Consider the following 19,533-nt stretch of genomic DNA (forward strand, 5'->3'; position numbering starts at 1 on the left):
TCACAGTGCAGTCGAGGAGGCACTCATGGCGTTCGGTTGGAAGCTCTACGGGGACGGCAAGACCCCGCCGTTGGGCGAGGCCGTCGCGCCCGACGAACGGTTGTCCTGGCCGCGCACCGTCGGCATCGGCGCGCAGCACGTCGTCGCCATGTTCGGCGCGACCTTCGTCTTCCCCATCATCATGGGGCTGGACCCCAACCTCGCGATCATGATGAGCGGGATCGCGACGATCATCTTCCTGCTCATCGTGAAGAACCAGGTGCCCAGCTACCTGGGCACCAGCGCCGCGTTCGTGGGTGGCGTCCTGGCCATCCGTGCCAACGAGGGTGACTCCAGCGACGTCGTCGGCGCGATCCTGGTCGCCGGCGTGGTGCTCGCCTTGATCGGCCTGCTGATCCACTTCGCCGGCGTCGGTGCGGTCAACAAGCTGCTGCCCCCCGCCGTCACCGGCGCGGTGGTCATGCTGATCGGGTTCAACCTGGCGCCGGTGGTGGCCAGCATCTACTGGCCGCAGGACCAGTGGGTCGCCCTCGCCGTGATGACCTTCGTGATCGTGGCGTCGCTGGCGCTGCGCGGCTTCCTCGCCCGCATCGCCATCCTGCTGGGCCTGATCTTCGGCTACCTGCTGTCGGCGCTGCTCGACGTGACCGCCGGTCCGATCACCGGGCCCGACGGCACCGGCGCCGTGAGCACCCACGAGCGGATCAACTTCGACGCCGTCGGTGCGGCCGACTGGTTCGGCCTGCCGGACTTCATCGCGCCCAGCTTCTCGTTCAAGTTCAGCCTGCTCGTGCTCCCCGCCGTCATCGCGCTCGTCGCGGAGAACGTCGGGCACGTGAAGGCCGTTGCCGAGATGACCAAGCGCGACCTCGACCCGGTCATGGGCCGCGCGATCTTCGCCGACGGCGTCGCCACGGTGGTCGCCTCGTCGGTCGGCGGGTCTCCGACGACCACGTACGCCGAGAACATCGGCGTCATGGCCGCCACCCGCGTCTACTCGACCGCGGCCTACTACGTCGCCGCGCTCGTCGCGATCCTGCTCGGCCTCTGCCCGAAGTTCGGCGCGCTGATCAGCATCGTCCCCGGCGGCGTGCTCGGCGGCATCACCGTCGTCCTCTACGGGATGATCGGCCTGCTCGGCGCGAAGATCTGGAAGGAGAACCGGGTCGACTTCGGCAACCCGATCAACCTGGTGCCGCTGGCCGCCGGGATCATCATCGCGATCGGGAACGTCAACCTGCAGATCACGGACTCCTTCTCGCTGTCCGGCATCGCGCTCGGCTCGATCGTCGCGGTGGTCGGCTGGCACCTCGCCCGGGCACTGGCCCCGGCGGACCTGAAGGCCGCGCTGCTGCGCGAGGGCCCGCACCCGGCCGCCGCCTCCACGCTCAGCCACGCCGCCGACCCGTCGTCGGTGGACCAGGTCGACCGTCCGGGGGTGCCCGGCGCCCGCACGCCGGGAGAGAGGGCGCGCAACAGCTAGCGACCGCCCGCCGGACCGCCACGTCACCGTGGCGGCCCGGCGCCACCGCTGGCCGGAAGGGGCCCCGTCACTCGGTGACGGGGCCCCTTCCGCCACATGTGGGGCAGCGCGAGCAACGGCGCGAGCCACAGTCCCGCGACCGCGAGCAGGGCGGCCGTGGTCCACGAGTGGTCGATGGCGGCACCGAGCAACGGGGTCCCGAGCAGGATGACACCGTTCGCCAGGCCGTTGAGCAGGCCGACAGCAGCCGCCGGCCGCTCGGGCCGGCGCGCCTGAGCGGCGGTGACCAGGCCGGCGAACGGCAGGCCGCTCATGATGCCGATCACGGTGACCGCCACCAGGGCGACGGCCACGTGGCTCGGCATCGCCAGGAGCGCAGTACCGGCGGCGCACCCGACCAGGGCGCTGAGGGTGATCCGCCGGGCGCGGTCCGGGTACCGACCGTTCAGGTATCCGCCGAGCGGTTGGCTGACGGTTGCGCACAGCAGGATCACCGACGCCAGGCCGGCCGCCGCACCCGGCGCGGCGCCCCAGGTGCGCTCGAGGACGGTCGCGGCCCAGACGCTGAGGACGACGGCCATGCCGAAGTTCACGGCCTGGACGAGGGCGAGGCGGTGCAGTTCCCGATCGCGCAGAACGGACGCTCCGGGACCGCTCTGCCGCGGCGGGGTCAGGGGTACCGGAGGGGTCCGGTGCAGGGCCACGCTCACGATGGCCAGCGCGGCGGCGAGGGCACAGGTCAGCCAGGCCGAGCGCCAGCCCAGGACCCCCCCGGCCGCAGGGACGACCGCCACGGCCGCACCGCCGACGGCGAGCGACGCGCCGCCGAAGAAGCCCAGCGCCGTGGGACCCAGACCCGCCCGGCGTGCCACCTCGACGCCGGCGACGAAGCACACGGCGCTCCCGGCCCCGGCGACCGCACGGGCGCCGATGGCCAGGGACATGACGGGCGCGAGTGACGCTGCCAGGTAAGCCAGCAGCGTCATGCCGAGCCCGAGGAGCGCCGCGGGGCGGACGCCGATCCGATCGATGAGCATGCCGGCGGGGATCTGGCCGATCGCGTACGGCACCCCGAACGCGGTGGTGAGCAGCCCGATGCCCACGAGGCTCGTGTCGTACGCCGGAGCCAGGTCGGTGACCCCCGCGCCGGCAGCGGTCAGGCTCCAGGCGGACGCGCCCCCCAGTAGCAGTGCGGTCAGCAGAGCTCCCGCGCGCAACCGTGTCGACAGCGCGTCGACGCCTGCGGCTGCAGCTACCACGTGCGGGCACCGGACGCGCCGCGCGGAGCGACCCGCCTCATGTCCGCAGGCTCTCGGCGATGGAGTGGCACCACGGCTCGAACGCCTTCCCGTCCGGACACCTCCGGGCCTCCTCGAGGTGCGCGTGGGCCTGCTCCCCGGCGGCGCTTCGGAGCGCCACCTCCGCCCGGAGGAGCCAGTAGCGGGCCGAGGAGTCCTGCGCACGCACCGCCATCCGATCGAGCACCACGGTGCAGTCCTGGACCCGCGCCGCCCCGAGCAGGCAGCCCACCGCCTCGACGCCGAGCTCGACCTCCTGCGGGTCGATGCGATGGGCCCTCAGCAGTCGGACCGCGGCGTCCTGGATACGACCGGCCGCGAGGTCGACGAGGGCGAGGTTCCGCTCGGTCCAGACCGTCGGGCGCAGCGCGTGCGACCACGACCAGCGTTGGTGGGCCTCCCGCAGGTCCCCGTCGAGGAAGGCGATGTCACCCAGCCGAAGGTGAACCCGCCAGTCACCCAGCGACTCACGGCGGTGGGCCCGGCGCAGCTCGGACAGCCAGTGGTGGCCCACCGGATGACCGACGTCTCCCGGATGCACGCGATCGGAGGTCCCCAGCCCCTCGTCCCGGAAGAGGTGAAGCCACTGCTGCTCCGGTACGCCGCGGAGGCGTGCAGCGACGTCGGCCGGTTCCGCGGGTTCGCGGACGGGGGTCGCCGCCGGGACGACCGGGACAGCCGTCCCGCGCTCGCGTGCGCGCACCACCTCCAGGCCGGCCCACGCCGAGCCGGTGCCCACCTGGCCCGTGCCGTCCGCAGGCGCGGGGTCCTCCAGACCCGCCAGGACCGCCGGGACCAGCGCCGCGAGCCGTTCGGAATCGACCGGCGCCACGGCCAGCGCCAGCCAGCGCACCACCTGGCCGTCGTTCGCAGGGCGGGCAACGGGCTCGGCACCCGTGCTGTCGCCGTCCGTGTGTCGCGTGATGTCCCCGAACACGCTGATCGCCGCAGCGCCGGTGAGGATCGTGGCCGACCCGTCGTCGCCCGTGCCACCCCATCGGGCATCGTCGACGAGCATCGTGAAGCCTGGTTCGGCGCCGTCCACGGCCGACGTGAGCGGTGTCTGCCGGACGGCTACCAGGAGGACCGGCGCACCATCGGGGAGATGCAGGTCGACCTGGCAGAGGTAGCCGCCGGCCCGCTCCAGTTCCCACCACCGCAGCCGGTCGCCACCCAGGCGGTCCGGCAGGGACACCGTGGCGTGGACCGGTTCGAGGGCGAGCGGTGATCTGCGCAGGCGACTGGGGTTCCACTCCACCCCGCCGCGAAGACCGGTACCGCGCGCGTCCCGGCCGTCCATGACCGCGTGCGCCACGGCGGACAGCCCGGCCCCGCCCCAGGTGACCAGTTCCAGCAGCCGCCCGCCGTGCGCGAGGTCGACCGTTGCCTCGAGATGACGACCGCGCAGCCGGACCTCCCCCGGCCGGCCCGGCTCGGGCTCCGGGAGGAGGCCGCCGGACCACAGCGGGTAGGGGTATCCGCTGTGGTCCGCGCAGCCACGTCCGGGATGGTGCGGGGGAAGGACACCCGCGCGCGGGATGGGCGAGAGGTGCGAAGCCCGCACACCGGTGGCCCGGAAGACGTCCTCTTCCCCCGGCAGGCCGGGGCCCCGCGTCGGTCCCGACGTCATCGGAATTGCCGCGTGCATGTTCATCGTGGGGTCCACTCCCTCGAATCGCACCGGTGGGCCGGGCGGGCGGGTCAGGCCAGCGGTGAGAAGCTCGCCGGCGACAGCAGCCGCATCCGTCGGCGCGTGATGAGATGGCCGTACTCCCCCGCGAAGGACACCCAGTCGGGGTCCTCGGCCAGCGACAGGCGGCGCTGGCGTCGGTCCTCCACGTCGGCGAACCGCCACACCTGCACCATCTCGTCGATGTCGCCGCCGAGGTCCACGCCCCAGCAGCCGACGAGGTCGCCCAGATGGCGGTGCAGCACCGCGAGACCCCGCTGCTCGTAGGCCCGCATGAGCACGGGGACCTTGCCGACCTGGAGGGTGTAGGTCTGCTCCTCGTAGATCATCCGACGGGCCGGCCCGCCGCTACCGTGAGGCCGACGCCGGCCTCCTCGCTCTCGATGGCCACCTGGTCCAGCGCCGCCTGCAGCTCCTCGGGGCCGCGGCGGGCCGCGATGTCGAGCTCCCGGATCCACCGCCGCCACAGAATCATCGGCTTGTCCGGCAGCACCGAGATCTCCTCGTTGGGCTCACCGATCCGCGCCGGCTCGTGCGTCACGACCACCGGGAGGTCCTCGCCGAGGACCATGTCCTGCAGCTGCAGATGGACCTCGTCCGCGGAGTCGTCCACCGTGTGGCAGGTGAACCAGTAGCTCCGGCAGGTGATCCCGTCGATCGGGGTGGCGTGCATGAAGATCTGCGTCGCGAACGTCTCGGTCCAGGTGAACATCAGCGTGATGCTGAACGGCATCTCGATCACGTACCGGGCCGGCGGGATCATGACGGAGTCCGGGTGCGTGGGCGGACCGTAGGTGTCGCTGCCGGGGTTGGCCGCGAGGAACGTTTCCGTCTTCCAGGTCAGCCGCCGGTCGGCCTGGTCCACCGGGTAGACGGGGAAGACGGTGTTGGGCGGCGCGCCCAGCGTTCCCTGGTGGGCGAAGGGGAAGTGGGTGACGTCCATGAAGTTCTCCATCCGGCGGCCGGAGGAGCATGCCCACAGGTACGGCTCGCCCATGATGCAGTGCATGGACTCGTCGTCCCACCCGGGGAAGTCGGGGATCTGCGTGTCCAGCGACGAGTCCAGCCGCACCCAGATGAGGTCGTAGCGGACCTCGCAGTCGTACTGCTTGAGCCGGGCGCGGGCGGGCAGGGTGGCACCCGGCGGGAGCGACGGGATCTCCGTGGCCTTGCCCGTGTTGTCGAAGCACCAGCCGTGGTACCGGCAGCGGAGCCCCTCGTCCTCCGCCCAGCCGAGGGTGAGCGCCACCCCACGGTGCGGGCAGCGATCCTCGAAGGCGACGATCTTGCCGTCGATCTCGGCGATCCCGACCTTCTCCCCCAGCAGGGTCGACTGCAGGGGACCACGGCCGCCCGGCTTGGCCTCCCGCAACTCGTCCAGGGTCGCGACCGGGTGCCAGAAGTGCCGCCACGTCTCCGCCCGGCTGCCCAGGTCGTAGATCCCGTCCCGCGCTCGGGTGTCGTGGCTGAGGTCCTGGTTGATGCTGCTCATCGATGGTCTCCTCGGATGGTTGGTGGGCGACTGGACGTCGAGCGGGTCAGAACAGGTCGATCTCTGAGCCGTTGTCGGTCAAGGTGATGCAGAGGGTCGGGCAGTTCTTCGCGGCCCGGACCAGCACGTCCCGGTCGGTGGTGGCGGCCGTGTCCAGCACGACCGCGACACCGCTGGTGTCCAGCCGGAACGCGGTGGGTGCGATCGAGGCGCACAGCCCCGACCCGCAGCACTCCGTCTGATCGAGCTGCACCTCGATGGGCAGCGTGTGGCTCACGCGGCATCTCCTCCGCTCAAGTCGTCGGCTAGGGACATCTCCCGGGGTGCGATCTGCGACCACGGGGCACCGGCTGCGGCGAGCGCGCGCAGCCGGCGGAACTCCTTGGGGTGGTTGACGGTCAGGACGCCGCCGAGCCGGTCGGCGTCGCGATAGGCCGCAACCAGGCGGCTCCGGTCGGGGCGCAGCTCGAGCAGCGCGGCATCCCGGTTCAGCAGGCCTGCGCCCTGGATCTTCACGCCGTACTGGTCGGACCAGAAGTACAGGTCGTGCTCGAACGGCCCGGCCGCGTCCGCGCCGTACACGAGAACCTCGGCCACGTGCCGGCCCTGGTCGCCGGCGGTGGTCCACTGCTGGGATCGCGTCCGGTAGGCATCCCGGCCCGGGCTGCGGTTCGGCCAGGACACGGCGTCGCCTGCGCCGAGGACTTCGCTGCGGCCGGCGCGCAGGTACTCGTCGCACGCAACCCCGTCGTCCAGCGGCAGCCCGCTGTCGGCGAGCCACTCGACGTCCGGGACCACCCCGACGCCCACGACCACCAGGTCGGCGGCGACGGACGTCCCGTCGTCGAGCAGCAGGCCCTCGACCCGGTCCGTGCCGTGCAGGCCGGTGACCCCGCGCCCGCAGACCAGGCGGACGCCGTTGCGTGCGTGCAGGCCGCCGAGGAGGTCGCCCATGCTCTGCCCGATCGCCCGGGCGAGCGGGGAGGCGGCCGACTCGATGACCGTGACGTCCAGCCCCAGCGCTCGTGCGCTGGATGCGACCTCGGCCCCGATGAACCCGGCGCCCACCACCGCCACCTGGGGACCGGTCAGCAGTTCCGCGCGCAGCCCGGCGGCATCCTCGACGGTGCGGACGACGTGCACGCCCTCGGGGGGCTCGGCACAGGGCAGCCGCCGTGGCCGGGCTCCCGTGGCGATGACCACCGCCGAGTACGGCACCGTCAGCTCCCCGCCACCGGCATCGCCGACGTGGAGCACCCGGCGCTCCACGTCGAGCCGGCGGGCCTGCTGCCCGAGCATGAGGTCGATCCCAAGGTCCGCGAAGTACTCCGCGCCGTGGTAGACGGGTGCCTCGGGGGCCAGTTCACCGGTCAGGACCTGCTTGGACAGGGGCGGACGGTCGTAGGGCAGGTGCCTCTCCGCCGCCACCACGGTGACGCGGCCGGTGTACCCCGCGCTGCGCACGGTCTGCACTGTCCGCAGCCCTGCGATCCCGCCGCCCACGACGACCAGGCCGGGGTCACCTGCCCGCAGGGTCGTCAGGACGCCGGTCATCCGAGTTCCTGCGGTCGTCGGCCGCGCAGCAGCTGGGACAGGGCCACGGCGAGGACCAGAGCTCCGCCGTAGAACAGGTCCTGCACGTACGGCTCGGCGCCGAGCATCTGGAGCCCGGTGATGCCCACCAGCAGGAAGTAGGCAGCGACCAGCGTGCCGAAGGGGTTGAACTGGCCCGGCTGGATGCTGGTGGCACCGAGGAAAGCCGCCGCGAAGGCCGGGAGCAGGTACGCCACGCCTCCCCGGGGGTCGGCCGAGCCGGTGGTACCCGCATACAGCACGCCGGCCAGCGCAGCGACGGCCCCCGACGTGATCAGGGCACCCCACCGGTTGCGGTCGACCTTGATCCCGCTGAGTCGGGCGACGTCACGCCCGGCGCCCACGAACAGCCACCGCCGGCCCGTCGCGGTGCGTTCGAAGACGAACCACATCAGCAGGCACAGCGCCAACGCGTAGTAGAAGGCGAGCGGGATCCCCAGGACCCGGGTGAGGACGACGAGGTCCAGCAGCGCAGAGTCGATGCCCGAGACGATGCGGTTGTCGCTGAGCCAGCTCACGACACCGAGCAGGAAGGTACCGATGCCGATCGTGACGATGAAGGAGTTGATGCCGAAGACGATGACGAAGAACCCGTTGATCGCGCCGACCGCGGCGCCGGCGGCGAGCGCGGCCAGGATGCTGAGCCAGAGCGGGAGACCGTGCTGGCCGTTGAGGACGGCCACGATCATCGTGGCGAGAGTCAGCGTGCCCCCGACGGACAGATCGAAGTCGCCGCAGCGGAGGGGCACCAGCAGCCCGAGCGCGACGACGACCAGGACCGCCTGCGCGCCGAGGATGGCCGCCGCGTTGTCCGTCGTGGCGAACGACGTCGGTCGGAGGACCGAGAAGATCACCACGAGCAGGAGCAGAACCAGCGGCAGCGCCGCACGCTCGAGGGACGTCGCCCACAGTCGGCTGCCGGGCCCCATCGGCGACGTCGTGGTGCGGCCCTCGTCCGCTGCCCCCGGTGCCGGCGCGCTGGTGGCGCCCCGGGACGGCGACGGGGAGTCCAGGGATACGACCGTCGTGCCGCTCGGGGGCAGCCCGGAGCCGGGGTCCGCGTCAGCGTTCATCTCGGTGCTACCTCCTTGCCGACCGGCTGGTCGGTCGTTGCGCTGAGCAGGTCGGTGGACCCACCGGTCAGGCAGGCCTGGGCGATGCGGTGCTTGGTCAGGGACTCGCCCTGCAGGACCTCGACGACCCGGCCCTCGGACAGGACGAGCACCCGATGGCACAGGTCCGCGAGCTGTTCAGGGTCGGAGCTGGTGAGCAGGACCCCCGCCCCCTCGGCGGCCGCGGCGAGGATGCTCGCCTCGATCTGCGCGCGGGCGCCCACATCGACCCCCTGGGTCGGTTCCTCGAGGATCAGGAAGCGAGGAGCCCGGCGCAGCCACTTGGCCATCAGCACCTTCTGAGCGTTGCCACCGCTGAGCGCCGAGACCGGCAGATCCGGCGAGGGTGGATGCACCGCATAGGTGCGGGCCAGCCGGGCCGCCGCCGAACGCATCGCCCGGCGGCGCAGGGCTCCGGCGCGGCGGTACGCGGGCAGGACGGTGATGCTGCTGTTGTCCGTGACGGGCAGCGTCACGCAGACGCCTTCCCTGGCACGGTCGGCGGGTACGAAGGCGATGCCGGCCGCCATGGCCCGGGCCGGGCGCAGCGACGCGAGGTCGAGCCGGCGCCCGTCGACGTCCAGGTGGCCACGGGCCTGCCCGCCGCCGAACAGTCCCCGAGCGACCTCGTCGACGCCGCACCCCAGCAGTCCGGTGAGCCCGACCACTTCACCCGGCGCGATGTCGAGATCGAGGTGCGGCAGGCTCGGGGTGCGCAGGCCGCGCACGTGGACGTGGGGCGCCTCACGCACCACCGGCCGCTCCAGCGCGGCCTGGGAGGTGGCGCTGCCCACGATGTGCCGCATGAGGTCGTGAACGCTCAGCAACTCGACCGGCGCGCCCGACACCACCATCTGCCCGTCGCGCAGAACGGACACCCGGTCGCTGAGGCTGAGCACCTCGTCGAGGAAGTGCGAGACGAATAGCACGGCCGTTCCGCGGCTGGTGACCTGTCCGACCATCTCGTAGACGTGTCGCTTGTCCTCGGGCGGGAGGAACGCCGTGGGCTCGTCCAGCACGAGCAGGCCGGCCGCCGTGTCGCCGTCGCCCGCGGGGATCACTGCCCTGAGGATCGCCAGGTTCGCCTTCTGGACCGCGGTCAGCCGGTGAACCGGCTCCCGCGGGTCGAGGGGCAGCCCGTACTCCTCCAGGGCCTGGGCGGCGTCACGACAGAGCGAGCCAAAGTCCACCCGCCGCCGGGTCCCGAGGGCCAACTGCTCGAGCCACAGGTTCTCCGCGACCGTCAGCCGTTCGACGAGCCCGAGGTGCTGGTGCACGAAGCGCACCCGGTGCTGGCGCAGCACGCTGGGCTGGACGGGCAGATCGACCGGTTGCCCGCCGAACCGCACCGACGCGCCGGGGTCGGCATCCTGATACCCCGCGAGGATCTTGATGAGGGTGGACTTGCCGGACCCGTTGTGGCCGACGAGGGCGTGGACCTCGCTGCCCTCGATGACCAGGTCCACATCGGACAGCGCACGCGTCGGGCCGAAGGTCTTGGACAGCCGGTGGACGGAGAGGGCCTCGGCGCCGGAGGCGGGAACTCCCATCTCAGTTCAGGCCCCACAGGGTGCGGAAGCCCTCCTGGTAAGCGTCGCCGTAACCCTGCGAGTCGGTCGGGGGGTCGCCGGCCTGGTCGAGGTTGTCGTGGGTCCAGATGTAGAGCGGCCAGGTGGCGTCGGGGTTGGTCGGCAGCCCGGCGACGAGGCGCATCTGCTGGTCGAGGGTGACGTGGGCCATCCAGTCGTTGCTCTGCCCGACGTTCATCTCGATGAGGTCGCTCTCCCGCATCATCGCGAGGATGGAGGGAGTGCCGTTGTAGGTCGCGATGTGGACGGAGTCGCTCCGGCCGGCCTGGATGATGGCCTGGCTGGCCCAGATCGACATGGTGTCGTAGAGCGGCAGGACGTAGTCGATCTCGGAGTCGGCGACCAGTGCGGACTGGACCTGCGGAAGGATCTTCGTCGCCCAGTCCGCCGACGGGACGTCGATGTACTCGACCTGGCAGCCGGGACAGACCTCGGCGAACTCGTCCTTGATCGCCTCCTCCGCCGCCTCGCTCGGTTTGATGTCGCTGGACGTGATGACCAGCGCCCGGCCGGCACCGTTCGTCTGGACGGTGACCCAGTCCGCCATCAGGCGGGCGGCTTCCGAGCACGGGCAGTTGACCGCTGCGGCCAGGGACCCGTCGGGCTCCTGCTCCACGTCGTACCCGTCGGTCGAGACGACCGGGATCCCGGCTCGCTCGGCCTCGACCATCTGGGGAGACACCTGACCGGGGTCGATGCCGGCGAAGAGTTCGATGACGTCGGCGTCGTCGGCGAGCGCGGCCTGGATGCCCTGGCCCCACTCGCTAGGACGGCCCTGGTTCTGCCAGGTGGTGTACTCGAAGCCGACCGAGTCGGCGATCCGTTCGGCCGCCTGACGGTAGAACTGGGTGAAGTCGATCGCCGCGTTGACCGGGACACTGGCGATCGTCCGGCCGGACATCGCTGCGGCGGCGTCGAACGGTTCGCCCGGGGCCTCGAACTCCGGCACCTGCGAGAACTGGTCGATGCGCTCCTGCGCCGCCGCGAGATCGCCTTCCGCTGCGCCTGCCGCGCTCTGCGACTCCGCGCCGGAGGAGCAGGCGGACAACACGGCGAGCAAGGCCATGGCGGCGACCATGGTGACGCGCGAGGGCTTTCGCATGGTGTCTCGTCTCTCGGGTGGGGCTCGGGGAGCCGCAGCGGTCGGTACGGCAAGACTCGTCACCCGCTGTGATCCCGGCCTCACCCCGACGGCGCGATTACTGGCCGCCGGCCACCCGTCGCATGTGATGCGCCTCACCCCATCGGGGTGAGGCGGTAGGCGGGCAGCGCCCGGTAGAGGCGGGGACGGCGCGGGCGGCGAGCCGCCGGTCTCGGATGCGCCGGGGTCAGACGAGCCCGAGCTCCCGGGCGCGGGCCACGGCTTCACGGCGCCCGTTGACCCCGAGCTTGCGGTACAGGCTCCGCAGGTGGGCCTTCACCGTGTTCACGGAGACGAACAACCCGGAGCTGATCTCGGGAAGGGTCAGCAAGCTGTCGAGGCACCGCAGCACCTCGAGTTCTCGTTCGGTCGGCGGTTCCGGGAGCGCACCCCTCCCCGGCTCGGCAAGGGGCACCCAGGGGCTGACGTGGCCGGCCAGGCACTTCCTGAGCCGTTGCACGAACCTCCGCTGCGGGCCGCGCTGCCGGTCCAGGGCCTCCAGCAGCCGGTCGACGCGCGCACCGAACTGCAGGAAGGGCTGCACCATCTCCTCGGGCTCGGCCATGGCGACGACCTCGGCCATGGTCTGCACGGCGGCGACGCTCCCCACGTGCTGGGCACGGAGCAGCGACAGCAGCACCCCCGCCTGCAGTCGCTGGTCCAGGAAGCCTTCCCCGACCGCGACCGCCTTCTCCAACAGGTCCATGGCCGCATCGGGGCGACCGTCACTGAGGAGGAGCTCCGCGTGGGCGAGCGCGAGGTGGATGGAGCCGTAGGCATCGGGGGGGCTGCCGGCCAGGAGGCGACGGGTGACGGCGGTCTGCCCGATCGCCAACGACAGCCGGGCGCGCTCGCCGGTGATGTAGCCGCCGAACACGTACGGCACGTGCAGCCGCTGCATGGTGCGCTCGGCTGCCTCCAGCGTCGCCAGGGCCTCCCGCTTACGCCCGCGCAGACCGGTGACCAGGCCCCGCACCAGGAGGATCACGGCGCCCACTGCGGCGTCCTGCCGACGGACGGCGTCTTCGGCCAGGTCGAGGTACTGATCGGCGTCGTCCAGCTCGCCGCGCACGTAGTGGATCCAGCCCAGCGCGTGCCAGAGCTCGGCCGCCGCTCCGCTCTGCTCCCATCCCCGGATGCGGGCCAGCTCGACCGCCTCCTCGGACGCCGTCAGGGCGTCACCGAGGCGGTCCTGAGCGGTCAGGACGCCGATCAGCTGGCTCAGGCAGCCCAGCTCGACGTAACCGCGCTCGTTGGCCCGTGCTGCCGCCAGCGCCTCGCGGAGGTGGTCCTCGGCCTCGGCCCGACGCCCGGCCCAGTACTCGGTGGTGCCCAGCTCCTGAAGCGCGAGCGCGCGCAGATCGTTCGCGTGCCGCGGGCTGCCGGCCCCGTGCTCGGCCGCATGCATGAGCCCACCCGCGGCGCTGGTCACGGCGGCGAGGTCACCGGACAACCGCGCGCGCTCCAGACCCACGACCAGCTCCGGGATGCCCGCCGTCCCGCCGTCGTCGCCCGGCGCGGAAACTGCCGGCACGGAGGCGGCGGTGGCGTTTGGCGTCTCCGACGAGTCGTCGACCCCGGCGCCGGCCAGCGCGGCGTCCCCGGTGCCCACGAAGCCGCTGTCCCCCAGCGCCAGCCCGGTGGCGATGCGTACCAGCGCGATCTGACCGCTGCACCGCACGACGTGGTCGGGCAGGCGCCGAATGAGGTCCTGGAGGGTCACCAGCTGCCCGTCGAGGTACAGGGAGAGCCACGCCGAGAGCAGCACCTCCTCCGCCAGGTCCCAGTCCTCGGCGTGCACGGCGTGCTCGAAGGCGTCCACCGGCATGCCCTGGTCGAGGAACCAGCGGGACGCCGTGACGTGCAGGTGGCTCCGCGTGGGGGCGCCGAGCCGGTCGAAGCGGCTGCGCAGGAGGTCGGCGAACATGGCGTGGTAGCGGAACCAGTCCTGCCGCGACGTGGTCGGCGTCGTGAACACGTTGCGGCGCGCTAGCCCCAGCAGCGTCTCGCGCCCGTTCGCGCGGCCGGTCAGCGCCGACGCCAGGTCGCCGGTGAGCCGATCGCAGATCGACGTCCGCAGCAGGAAGTCCTGGGTGTCCGCGGGCAACCGGTCGAAAACCTCCTCGACGAGGTAATCGGCGACGTCCGCATGCTCGCCGTTGAACTCCACCAGGGTCTGCTCGGCGGAACCGCCGTCGGCGAGCGAGAGCGCCGCCAGGCGCAGCCCCGCCGACCACCCCTCGGTCCGGTCCCGCAGGATCCGCGCGGCCTCGTCGGACACCGTGATGCCCGAGTGCCGCAGCATCTCGGCCGTCTCCTCGGCGGTGAAAGCGAGGTCCTGCGCGTGGACGACCTCCAGCCGGCCCTCCAACCGCAACCGCTGGGTCGGCAGCTCGGGGAGGTAGAGCCCGCTCAGGACGAGCCGGACCGAGGGCGGCAGGTGGAGCATCAGGTACGACAGGCCGGAGGCGACGGGGGAACCCTCCAGCCAGTGGACGTCGTCCAGGACGAGGACCGTGGTCGGCTCGAGGCCGGCGAACGCCTCGGCCACCAGGGCGGGCAGCAGATCGGGCGGTGTCTCGGACTGCGGGGCGGGCGCGAGGGAGGAGAGCAGCGAGCCCTCCGGCGGCGCGGCCGCGCTACGCGCGGCCGCCAGCAAGGCCGACCAGAAGCGGACCGGGTCCCGGTCGGTGCGGTCCAGGGTGACCCATCCGGGCGCACCGGGAGCCGCGGACGAGCGCAGCCAGGAGGCCAGCAGCTGCGTCTTGCCGCAGCCGGTTGGACCGGTCACGACGGTCACCGAGCACCGAGCGGCCTCGGTCAGACGCCGGAACAGCCGGGGGCGGTCCACCACACCCCGCGGCAGCTGCGGCAACGACACTTTGCCGAGCAGCATGGGCGACACCGCGAAACCTGAGGCGTGGCCGTGCTCGTGCTGCGGAGTCACGTCACCTCCCCGCTGTCACGATCCGGCCCTGCCGCTCGTGCGAATCCGTCCGGGCACAGGCCCCGGACACGGGACCAGCGGGCACAGGTCCCGGACGTCGGGGGCGGTGCCACGACCGGTCCACCTGCCCCCGCGAACGTGGTCGGTCCCCGGGATCCGGAGGTGCGCTTCGCTGGATACCAGCCTGGCGGCGTGTGCTGCATCTAACCGTCGCGCGTCCCGTTCGGCCAGCATGAAGTCCCCTGGCCACGGCGCCGACGGTCTCCGTGCGCGGGCGGTTCGTGGCGCGACGAGACATGAAAGTGCTGGTCAAGCGACGGATCGGGGCCCGTCCGGCGGTCGGCGCAGCTGGCGGCGTCGACCGCACCGGGCGCCGGCGGTCCGGGCGAGGCGCCCGCCCGCGGGCCCACCGGGCACGGTTGGCAGGAGCCCTCGGGGAACATCGTCGCGGCATAACAATTTAGCGCTGAGGTACTTCCGCGCCCCGCCTGCCGCGTGACACGCTGACGCCTCGCCGGTGCGGACGACGGACGTCGGCCAGCACCCTCGGGCCGGTCGACAGGGGGCCCTCGAGAGTCGGCGATGTGCGTGGCAAGGAGGCACTCGTGGCGTTGCGTCGGAAGCCCACCCCCGGGGACGTCGGCCGGTGAAGCCCTCGGCCTTCCGCTACGCCGACCCCCGTTCCCTCGAGGAGGCCCTCGAGGTCCTCTCCGCCGAGGGGGAAGGCGCCAAGGTCCTCGCCGGCGGGCAGTCGCTGCTCCCGCTGCTGTCGATGCGCCTGGCCGCCCCGGCCACGCTGGTGGACATCAACCGGGTCCCCGGCCTCGACGCCGTCGAGACCGGCGAGGGCGGCGTCCGGGTGGGGGCCCTCGTGCGGCACGCCCGGCTGCTCGAGGACGCCGCCGCCGCGCGGGTGCAGCCACTGCTGGCCCGCGCGACCGCGAACGTCGCCCACCCCGCGATCCGCAACCGGGGGACGACGGTCGGCTCGATCGCGCACGCCGACCCCTCCGGCGAGATGACCTCCGTCCTCGCCCTCACCGGCGGCTCGGTCACCGTGGCCACGCCCGCAGGCGTCGAGACCGTCGGCTGGCAGGACCTCTTCGTCGGCCCGCTGGAGACCTCCGTGCACGGGCCCGCGGTCGTCACCTCCGCCTTCTTCCCCGCGCTGCCCGCCCGCTCGGGCACCGCCTTCGCCGAGATCGCCCGCCGCAAGGGCGACTACGCGGTCTGCGGCGCCGGCGTCGTCGTCACGCTGGACGAGGACCGCCGCGTGTCGGCCGCGCGGGCCGCCTACATCTCCGTCGGGCTGGTGCCCGAGGTGCACGACCTCACCGAGGCCGTCGCCGGGCAGCCGGTGGACACCGCCGACTGGGCCGGGGCCGGCGCGCTCGCGCGCACCCTGGTCGACCCGGACGCCGACATCCACGCCAGCGCCGACTACCGGCGCCTGCTGGTCGGCGTGCTGACCGAACGAACCCTGATCGAAGCGGCCGCCGAGGCCGCCGGGAGGACCGCCGCATGACCGCCTCCGTCGACGCCGAGCGCACCGTCACCCTCACCGTGAACGGTGTTCCACGTGAAGCCACCGTGCCGGTGCGCCGGCTGCTGTCGGACGCGCTGCGCCACGACCTCGGGCTGACCGGCACGCACGTCGGGTGCGAGCACGGCGTCTGCGGCGCCTGCACGGTGCTGGTCGACGGCGCCCCGGTGCGCTCCTGCCTGGTGCTCGCCGTCCAGGTCGAGGGCGCCGAGGTGCGTACCGTCGAGGGGCTGGCGCACGACGATCACCAGGGCGGCCAGGTGCTCCACCCGGTGCAGGAGGCCTTCCGCGAATGCCACGCGCTGCAGTGCGGGTTCTGCACACCCGGCTTCCTCATGACGATCGCCGCGGGGCTGGAGAACCGGGACGCGTCGGCGGAGCTCACCGAGGAGGAGGTCGAGGAGATGGTCGGCGGCAACCTCTGCCGGTGCACCGGCTACGCCAACATCAAGAAGGCCGTCCGGCACGCCGCCGCCGCGATGAAGGACGCCGAATGACCACCAAGGTGTTCGGCGAGCCGGTCCGCCGGCGCGAGGACGCCCGGCTGATCACCGGCAAGGGCCGTTACCTCGACGACATCGGCTCCACCGCGACCCTGGCCGCCGCGTTCGTGCGCAGCCCGCACGCCCACGCCCGCATCCTCGACATCGACGTCACCGGCGCGCTGGACGTCGAGGGCCTGGTCGCCATCTACACCTACGAGGACCTCACCGGCCCGCTGGCCGAGCCGCTGCCGGTCCTCATCCCGCACCCGCAGCTGACCGCGCCGCGCACCGGCTTCCCGCTGGCCAACGGTGAGGTCAACCACGTCGGCGAGCCGGTCGTCATGGTCGTCGCGACCGACCGGTACCTCGCCGAGGACGCCGCCGAGCGGATCCTCGTCACCTACGAGGAGCTGCCCCCGGTCGTCGGCGTCGACGCCGCCCGCGAGGCGCGGCACGCGGTCCACGCCGAGATCCCGGACAACGTCGCGGCGCGGCACCACCAGGAGACCGGCGACGTCGAGCCGGCGCTGGCGGCCGCGAAGAACACGCTGTCGTTCACCCAGTACATCGAGCGCAGCGCCTGCATGCCGATGGAGGGCAAGGGCGTGCACGCCCGGTGGGACGCCGCCGACTCCTCGCTGCGCGTCTACACCAGCACCCAGGCCTCGACGTCGGTGCGCGCGGCGATCGCGGCCAAGCTGGAGCTGTCGCTGGACAAGGTCGAGGTCATCGCGCCGGACGTCGGCGGCGGCTTCGGCGTGAAGATCGTGCACCCGTGGCCGGAGGAGCTGCTGGTGCCGATGGCCGCGATCGCGCTGCAGGCCGAGGTGAAGTGGGCCGAGGACCGGCGCGAGCACTTCGTCTCCTCGGCGCACGAGCGCCAGCAGCGGCAGGAGATCACCGTCGGCTACGACGACGAGGGCCGGATCACCGCCCTCGACGTCCACATCTGGCACGACAACGGGGCGTACACGCCCTACGGGATCATCGTGCCGATCGTGACCGCGACCCAGCTGGTCGGGCCGTACGTGATCCCGGTCTACCGGGTGATCGTGGAGAGCGTCTTCACCAACACCGTCATCGTGACGCCGTACCGCGGCGCCGGGCGGCCGCAGGGCTGCTTCGCGATGGAGCGCACGATGGACCGCATCGCCGATGCCCTCGGGCTGGACCGGGCCGTCGTCCGCGAGCGCAACCTCATCCAGCCCGACCAGTTCCCCTACGACCACCACCTGACGTTCCAGGACGGCCGGCCGGTCATCTACGACTCCGGCGACTACCCGGGGCTGATGGCCAAGCTGAAGAAGCTGGTCGGCTGGGAGGAGGCCGAGCAGCTGCGGGCGGACGCCGGGGCGCGCGGCCGCATGCTCGGCGTGGGGATGGCCCTGTACGTGGAAGGCACCGGGCCCGGCCCGTACGAGGGCGGGCACGTGCAGGTGCTCGGCAGCGGCAAGGTGCTGGTCTCCACCGGGCTGACCTCGCAGGGCCAGGGGCACGAGACGGCGTTCGCGCAGATCGTGGCCACCGAGCTCGGGGTGCCGATCGAGGACATCGAGGTCACCACCGGCGACACCCGCCGGTTCGGCTACGCGGTGGGCACCTTCGCCTCCCGGGCCGCGGTGATGAGCGGCAACGCGATCGCGCTGGCCGCCCGCGGCGTGCGGGCGAAGGCGCTGCGGATCGCCGCCGACGTCCTGGAGGTGGACCCGGGCGACCTGGAGATCGACGAGGGCGTGGTCCAGGTCAAGGGGACGCCGGGGGCGTCGATCCCGCTGCGGACGGTCGCCGTCCTGTCCAACCCGCTGCGCTACGCGTTCGACGAGGCGGCCCGGCAGGCCACCCAGTTCGCCGGCCCGGCTGACGACACCAGGCCGCCGGTGGCCGAGGGTGACGCGCCCGGGCTGGAGCACGTCGATTACTACTCGCCGGTCCGCTCCACGTTCGCCTCGGGCGCGCACGCGGCGATCGTGGAGATCGACCCGGCGACGTGGGAGATCGACGTGGTGAAGTACGCGGTCGTCCACGACTGCGGAAACATCGTCAACCCCATGATCGTCGAGGGGCAGGTGCAGGGCGGCGTCGCGCAGGGCGTGGGCGGCGCGCTGTACGAGCGCATGGCCTACGACTCGGCCGGCCAGCTGCAGAACGCCTCGTTCATGGACTTCCTCATGCCCTACTCGAGCGAGATCCCCGACGTGGTCATCGACCACCAGGAGACCCCCTCGCCGCTGAACCCGCTGGGCCTCAAGGGCGCCGGCGAGGCCGGGGTGATCCCCGGGACGGCGGCGATCGCCTCGGCGATCGAGGACGCGGTGGGACGGCGGATCACCGCGATGCCGATCTCCCCGACCCAGCTGTACGACCTCATGCGCGACCAGGACACGGAACGGACCGCGGCGGCAGCACGCCGGGCGGGGACAGGAGCGATGGCGTGAACCTCGACGGCTCGGCGGTTCTCTCGGGCGAACCGGAGCGGGTGTGGGCGGTGATCACCGACCCGGCGGTGCTCGCGCGGACGATTCCCGGCTGCGAACTGCTGGAGCAGGTGGGGAACGACGAGTACCGGATGACTGTCTCGGTCGGGGTCGGCGCGATCCGCGGCACCTACGCCGGCGAGGTCAAGCTGACCGACCAGAAGCGGCCCTACTCCTACGTCATGCACGCCTCGGGCGCCGGTGCACCGGGCAACGCGCGGGCGACGGTGACGATCAACCTGGAGCCCAACGGCGACAGCACGATGCTCACCTACTCGGCCGACGCCGTGGTCGGCGGGCCGGTGGCCGGCGTCGGGCAGCGGATGATGACCGGGGTGGCCAAGCGGATCGCCGGCCAGTTCTTCTCCGCGATCGACGCCGAGCTGAACAGCCTCGCCCCGGCGCTGACCTCGACGGCCCCGGGCGAGGCGGCCCCGGGCGAGGTCGCTCCCGCCGAGGCGGCTCCGGTCGAGGCGGCTCCGGTCGAGGCCGCAGCGGTTCCGGCGACCGCTGCTTCCCCGGCCGCGCCCCGGGTGTTCGCCGCCAAGGCCGCCCCGGCCGCCGCCGCGGCGCCTGGCGACCTCCGCACGGCGCTGATCGGCGCGGTCGGCGGTGCGGGGCTCACCCTGCTCGGCGTCGTCGTCGGCTGGCTGCTGGGCCGCCGCAAGGGCTGACCCGCACCACCA

Annotated in this window: 15 protein-coding genes; 5 read left to right on the forward strand and 10 right to left on the reverse strand. The window is 72.6% G+C overall.

Going from position 1 to position 19,533, the window contains the following annotated elements:
• The first annotated feature begins 25 nt into the window (after positions 1-25).
• Positions 26-1,483, forward strand: coding sequence for a uracil-xanthine permease family protein (locus BMZ50_RS21430; protein ID WP_091329324.1), 1,458 nt, complete (start codon positions 26-28; stop codon positions 1,481-1,483).
• A gap of 23 nt (positions 1,484-1,506) precedes the next feature.
• On the opposite strand, the gene BMZ50_RS21435 is transcribed toward BMZ50_RS21430, so the two are convergent.
• The 10 genes from BMZ50_RS21435 to BMZ50_RS21475 all read right to left on the reverse strand — a co-directional run bounded on the left by BMZ50_RS21435 (position 1,507) and on the right by BMZ50_RS21475 (position 14,345).
• A complete protein-coding gene (locus BMZ50_RS21435; RefSeq protein WP_143087248.1) occupies positions 1,507-2,742 on the reverse strand; it encodes an MFS transporter in 1,236 nt (411 codons plus the stop codon).
• 37 nt (positions 2,743-2,779) lie between these two features.
• Positions 2,780-4,411 carry a tetratricopeptide repeat protein gene (locus BMZ50_RS23835; RefSeq protein WP_143087249.1) on the reverse strand — a complete coding sequence of 544 codons (1,632 nt, stop codon included), beginning with the start codon at positions 4,409-4,411 and terminating at the stop codon, positions 2,780-2,782.
• 71 nt (positions 4,412-4,482) lie between these two features.
• On the reverse strand, positions 4,483-4,800 hold the full coding sequence (locus BMZ50_RS21440; RefSeq protein WP_091329328.1) for an NIPSNAP family protein: 318 nt from the start codon (positions 4,798-4,800) through the stop codon (positions 4,483-4,485).
• Complete coding sequence (locus tag BMZ50_RS21445; RefSeq protein WP_091329330.1) at positions 4,797-5,963, reverse strand: aromatic ring-hydroxylating oxygenase subunit alpha; 1,167 nt, start codon at positions 5,961-5,963, stop codon at positions 4,797-4,799. Before BMZ50_RS21445 ends, BMZ50_RS21440 begins: the two co-directional genes overlap by 4 nt.
• Before the next feature lie 46 nt (positions 5,964-6,009).
• A complete protein-coding gene (locus BMZ50_RS21450; protein ID WP_177212929.1) occupies positions 6,010-6,240 on the reverse strand; it encodes a ferredoxin in 231 nt (76 codons plus the stop codon).
• Positions 6,237-7,517, reverse strand: coding sequence for an NAD(P)/FAD-dependent oxidoreductase (locus BMZ50_RS21455; protein WP_091329333.1), 1,281 nt, complete (start codon positions 7,515-7,517; stop codon positions 6,237-6,239). The genes BMZ50_RS21450 and BMZ50_RS21455 overlap by 4 nt, the downstream gene beginning before the upstream one ends.
• On the reverse strand, positions 7,514-8,629 hold the full coding sequence (locus tag BMZ50_RS21460; protein ID WP_218146381.1) for an ABC transporter permease: 1,116 nt from the start codon (positions 8,627-8,629) through the stop codon (positions 7,514-7,516). The genes BMZ50_RS21455 and BMZ50_RS21460 overlap by 4 nt, the downstream gene beginning before the upstream one ends.
• Positions 8,626-10,218, reverse strand: a complete 1,593-nt coding sequence (locus BMZ50_RS21465) for a sugar ABC transporter ATP-binding protein (protein ID WP_091329335.1) — start codon at positions 10,216-10,218, stop codon at positions 8,626-8,628. The genes BMZ50_RS21460 and BMZ50_RS21465 overlap by 4 nt, the downstream gene beginning before the upstream one ends.
• Position 10,219: 1 nt before the next feature.
• The gene (locus BMZ50_RS21470; protein ID WP_091329337.1) at positions 10,220-11,359 is read right to left on the reverse strand and encodes a sugar ABC transporter substrate-binding protein; all 1,140 of its coding nucleotides are present in this window, start codon (positions 11,357-11,359) and stop codon (positions 10,220-10,222) included.
• Between the two features lie 226 nt (positions 11,360-11,585).
• A complete protein-coding gene (locus BMZ50_RS21475; protein WP_091329339.1) occupies positions 11,586-14,345 on the reverse strand; it encodes a winged helix-turn-helix domain-containing protein in 2,760 nt (919 codons plus the stop codon).
• A 646-nt stretch (positions 14,346-14,991) separates the two neighbouring features.
• On the opposite strand from BMZ50_RS21475, the gene BMZ50_RS21480 reads away from it, so the two are divergent.
• Genes BMZ50_RS21480 through BMZ50_RS21495 form a run of 4 tightly spaced genes read left to right on the forward strand, consistent with a single transcriptional unit; the run spans position 14,992 to position 19,521 of the window.
• Entirely contained in the window at positions 14,992-15,870 is an 879-nt protein-coding gene (locus tag BMZ50_RS21480) for an FAD binding domain-containing protein (protein ID WP_091329341.1), read from the forward strand.
• A complete protein-coding gene (locus BMZ50_RS21485; protein WP_091329343.1) occupies positions 15,867-16,385 on the forward strand; it encodes a (2Fe-2S)-binding protein in 519 nt (172 codons plus the stop codon). The genes BMZ50_RS21480 and BMZ50_RS21485 overlap by 4 nt, the downstream gene beginning before the upstream one ends.
• Complete coding sequence (gene cutA / locus BMZ50_RS21490) at positions 16,382-18,808, forward strand: aerobic carbon-monoxide dehydrogenase large subunit (RefSeq protein ID WP_091329345.1); 2,427 nt, start codon at positions 16,382-16,384, stop codon at positions 18,806-18,808. The genes BMZ50_RS21485 and cutA overlap by 4 nt, the downstream gene beginning before the upstream one ends.
• A complete protein-coding gene (locus tag BMZ50_RS21495; RefSeq protein WP_091329347.1) occupies positions 18,805-19,521 on the forward strand; it encodes an SRPBCC family protein in 717 nt (238 codons plus the stop codon). Before cutA ends, BMZ50_RS21495 begins: the two co-directional genes overlap by 4 nt.
• Positions 19,522-19,533 lie beyond the last annotated feature (12 nt).

The sequence above is a fragment of the Geodermatophilus ruber genome, from assembly GCF_900114385.1.
GTDB classification, from domain to species: Bacteria; Actinomycetota; Actinomycetes; order Mycobacteriales; family Geodermatophilaceae; genus Geodermatophilus; species Geodermatophilus ruber.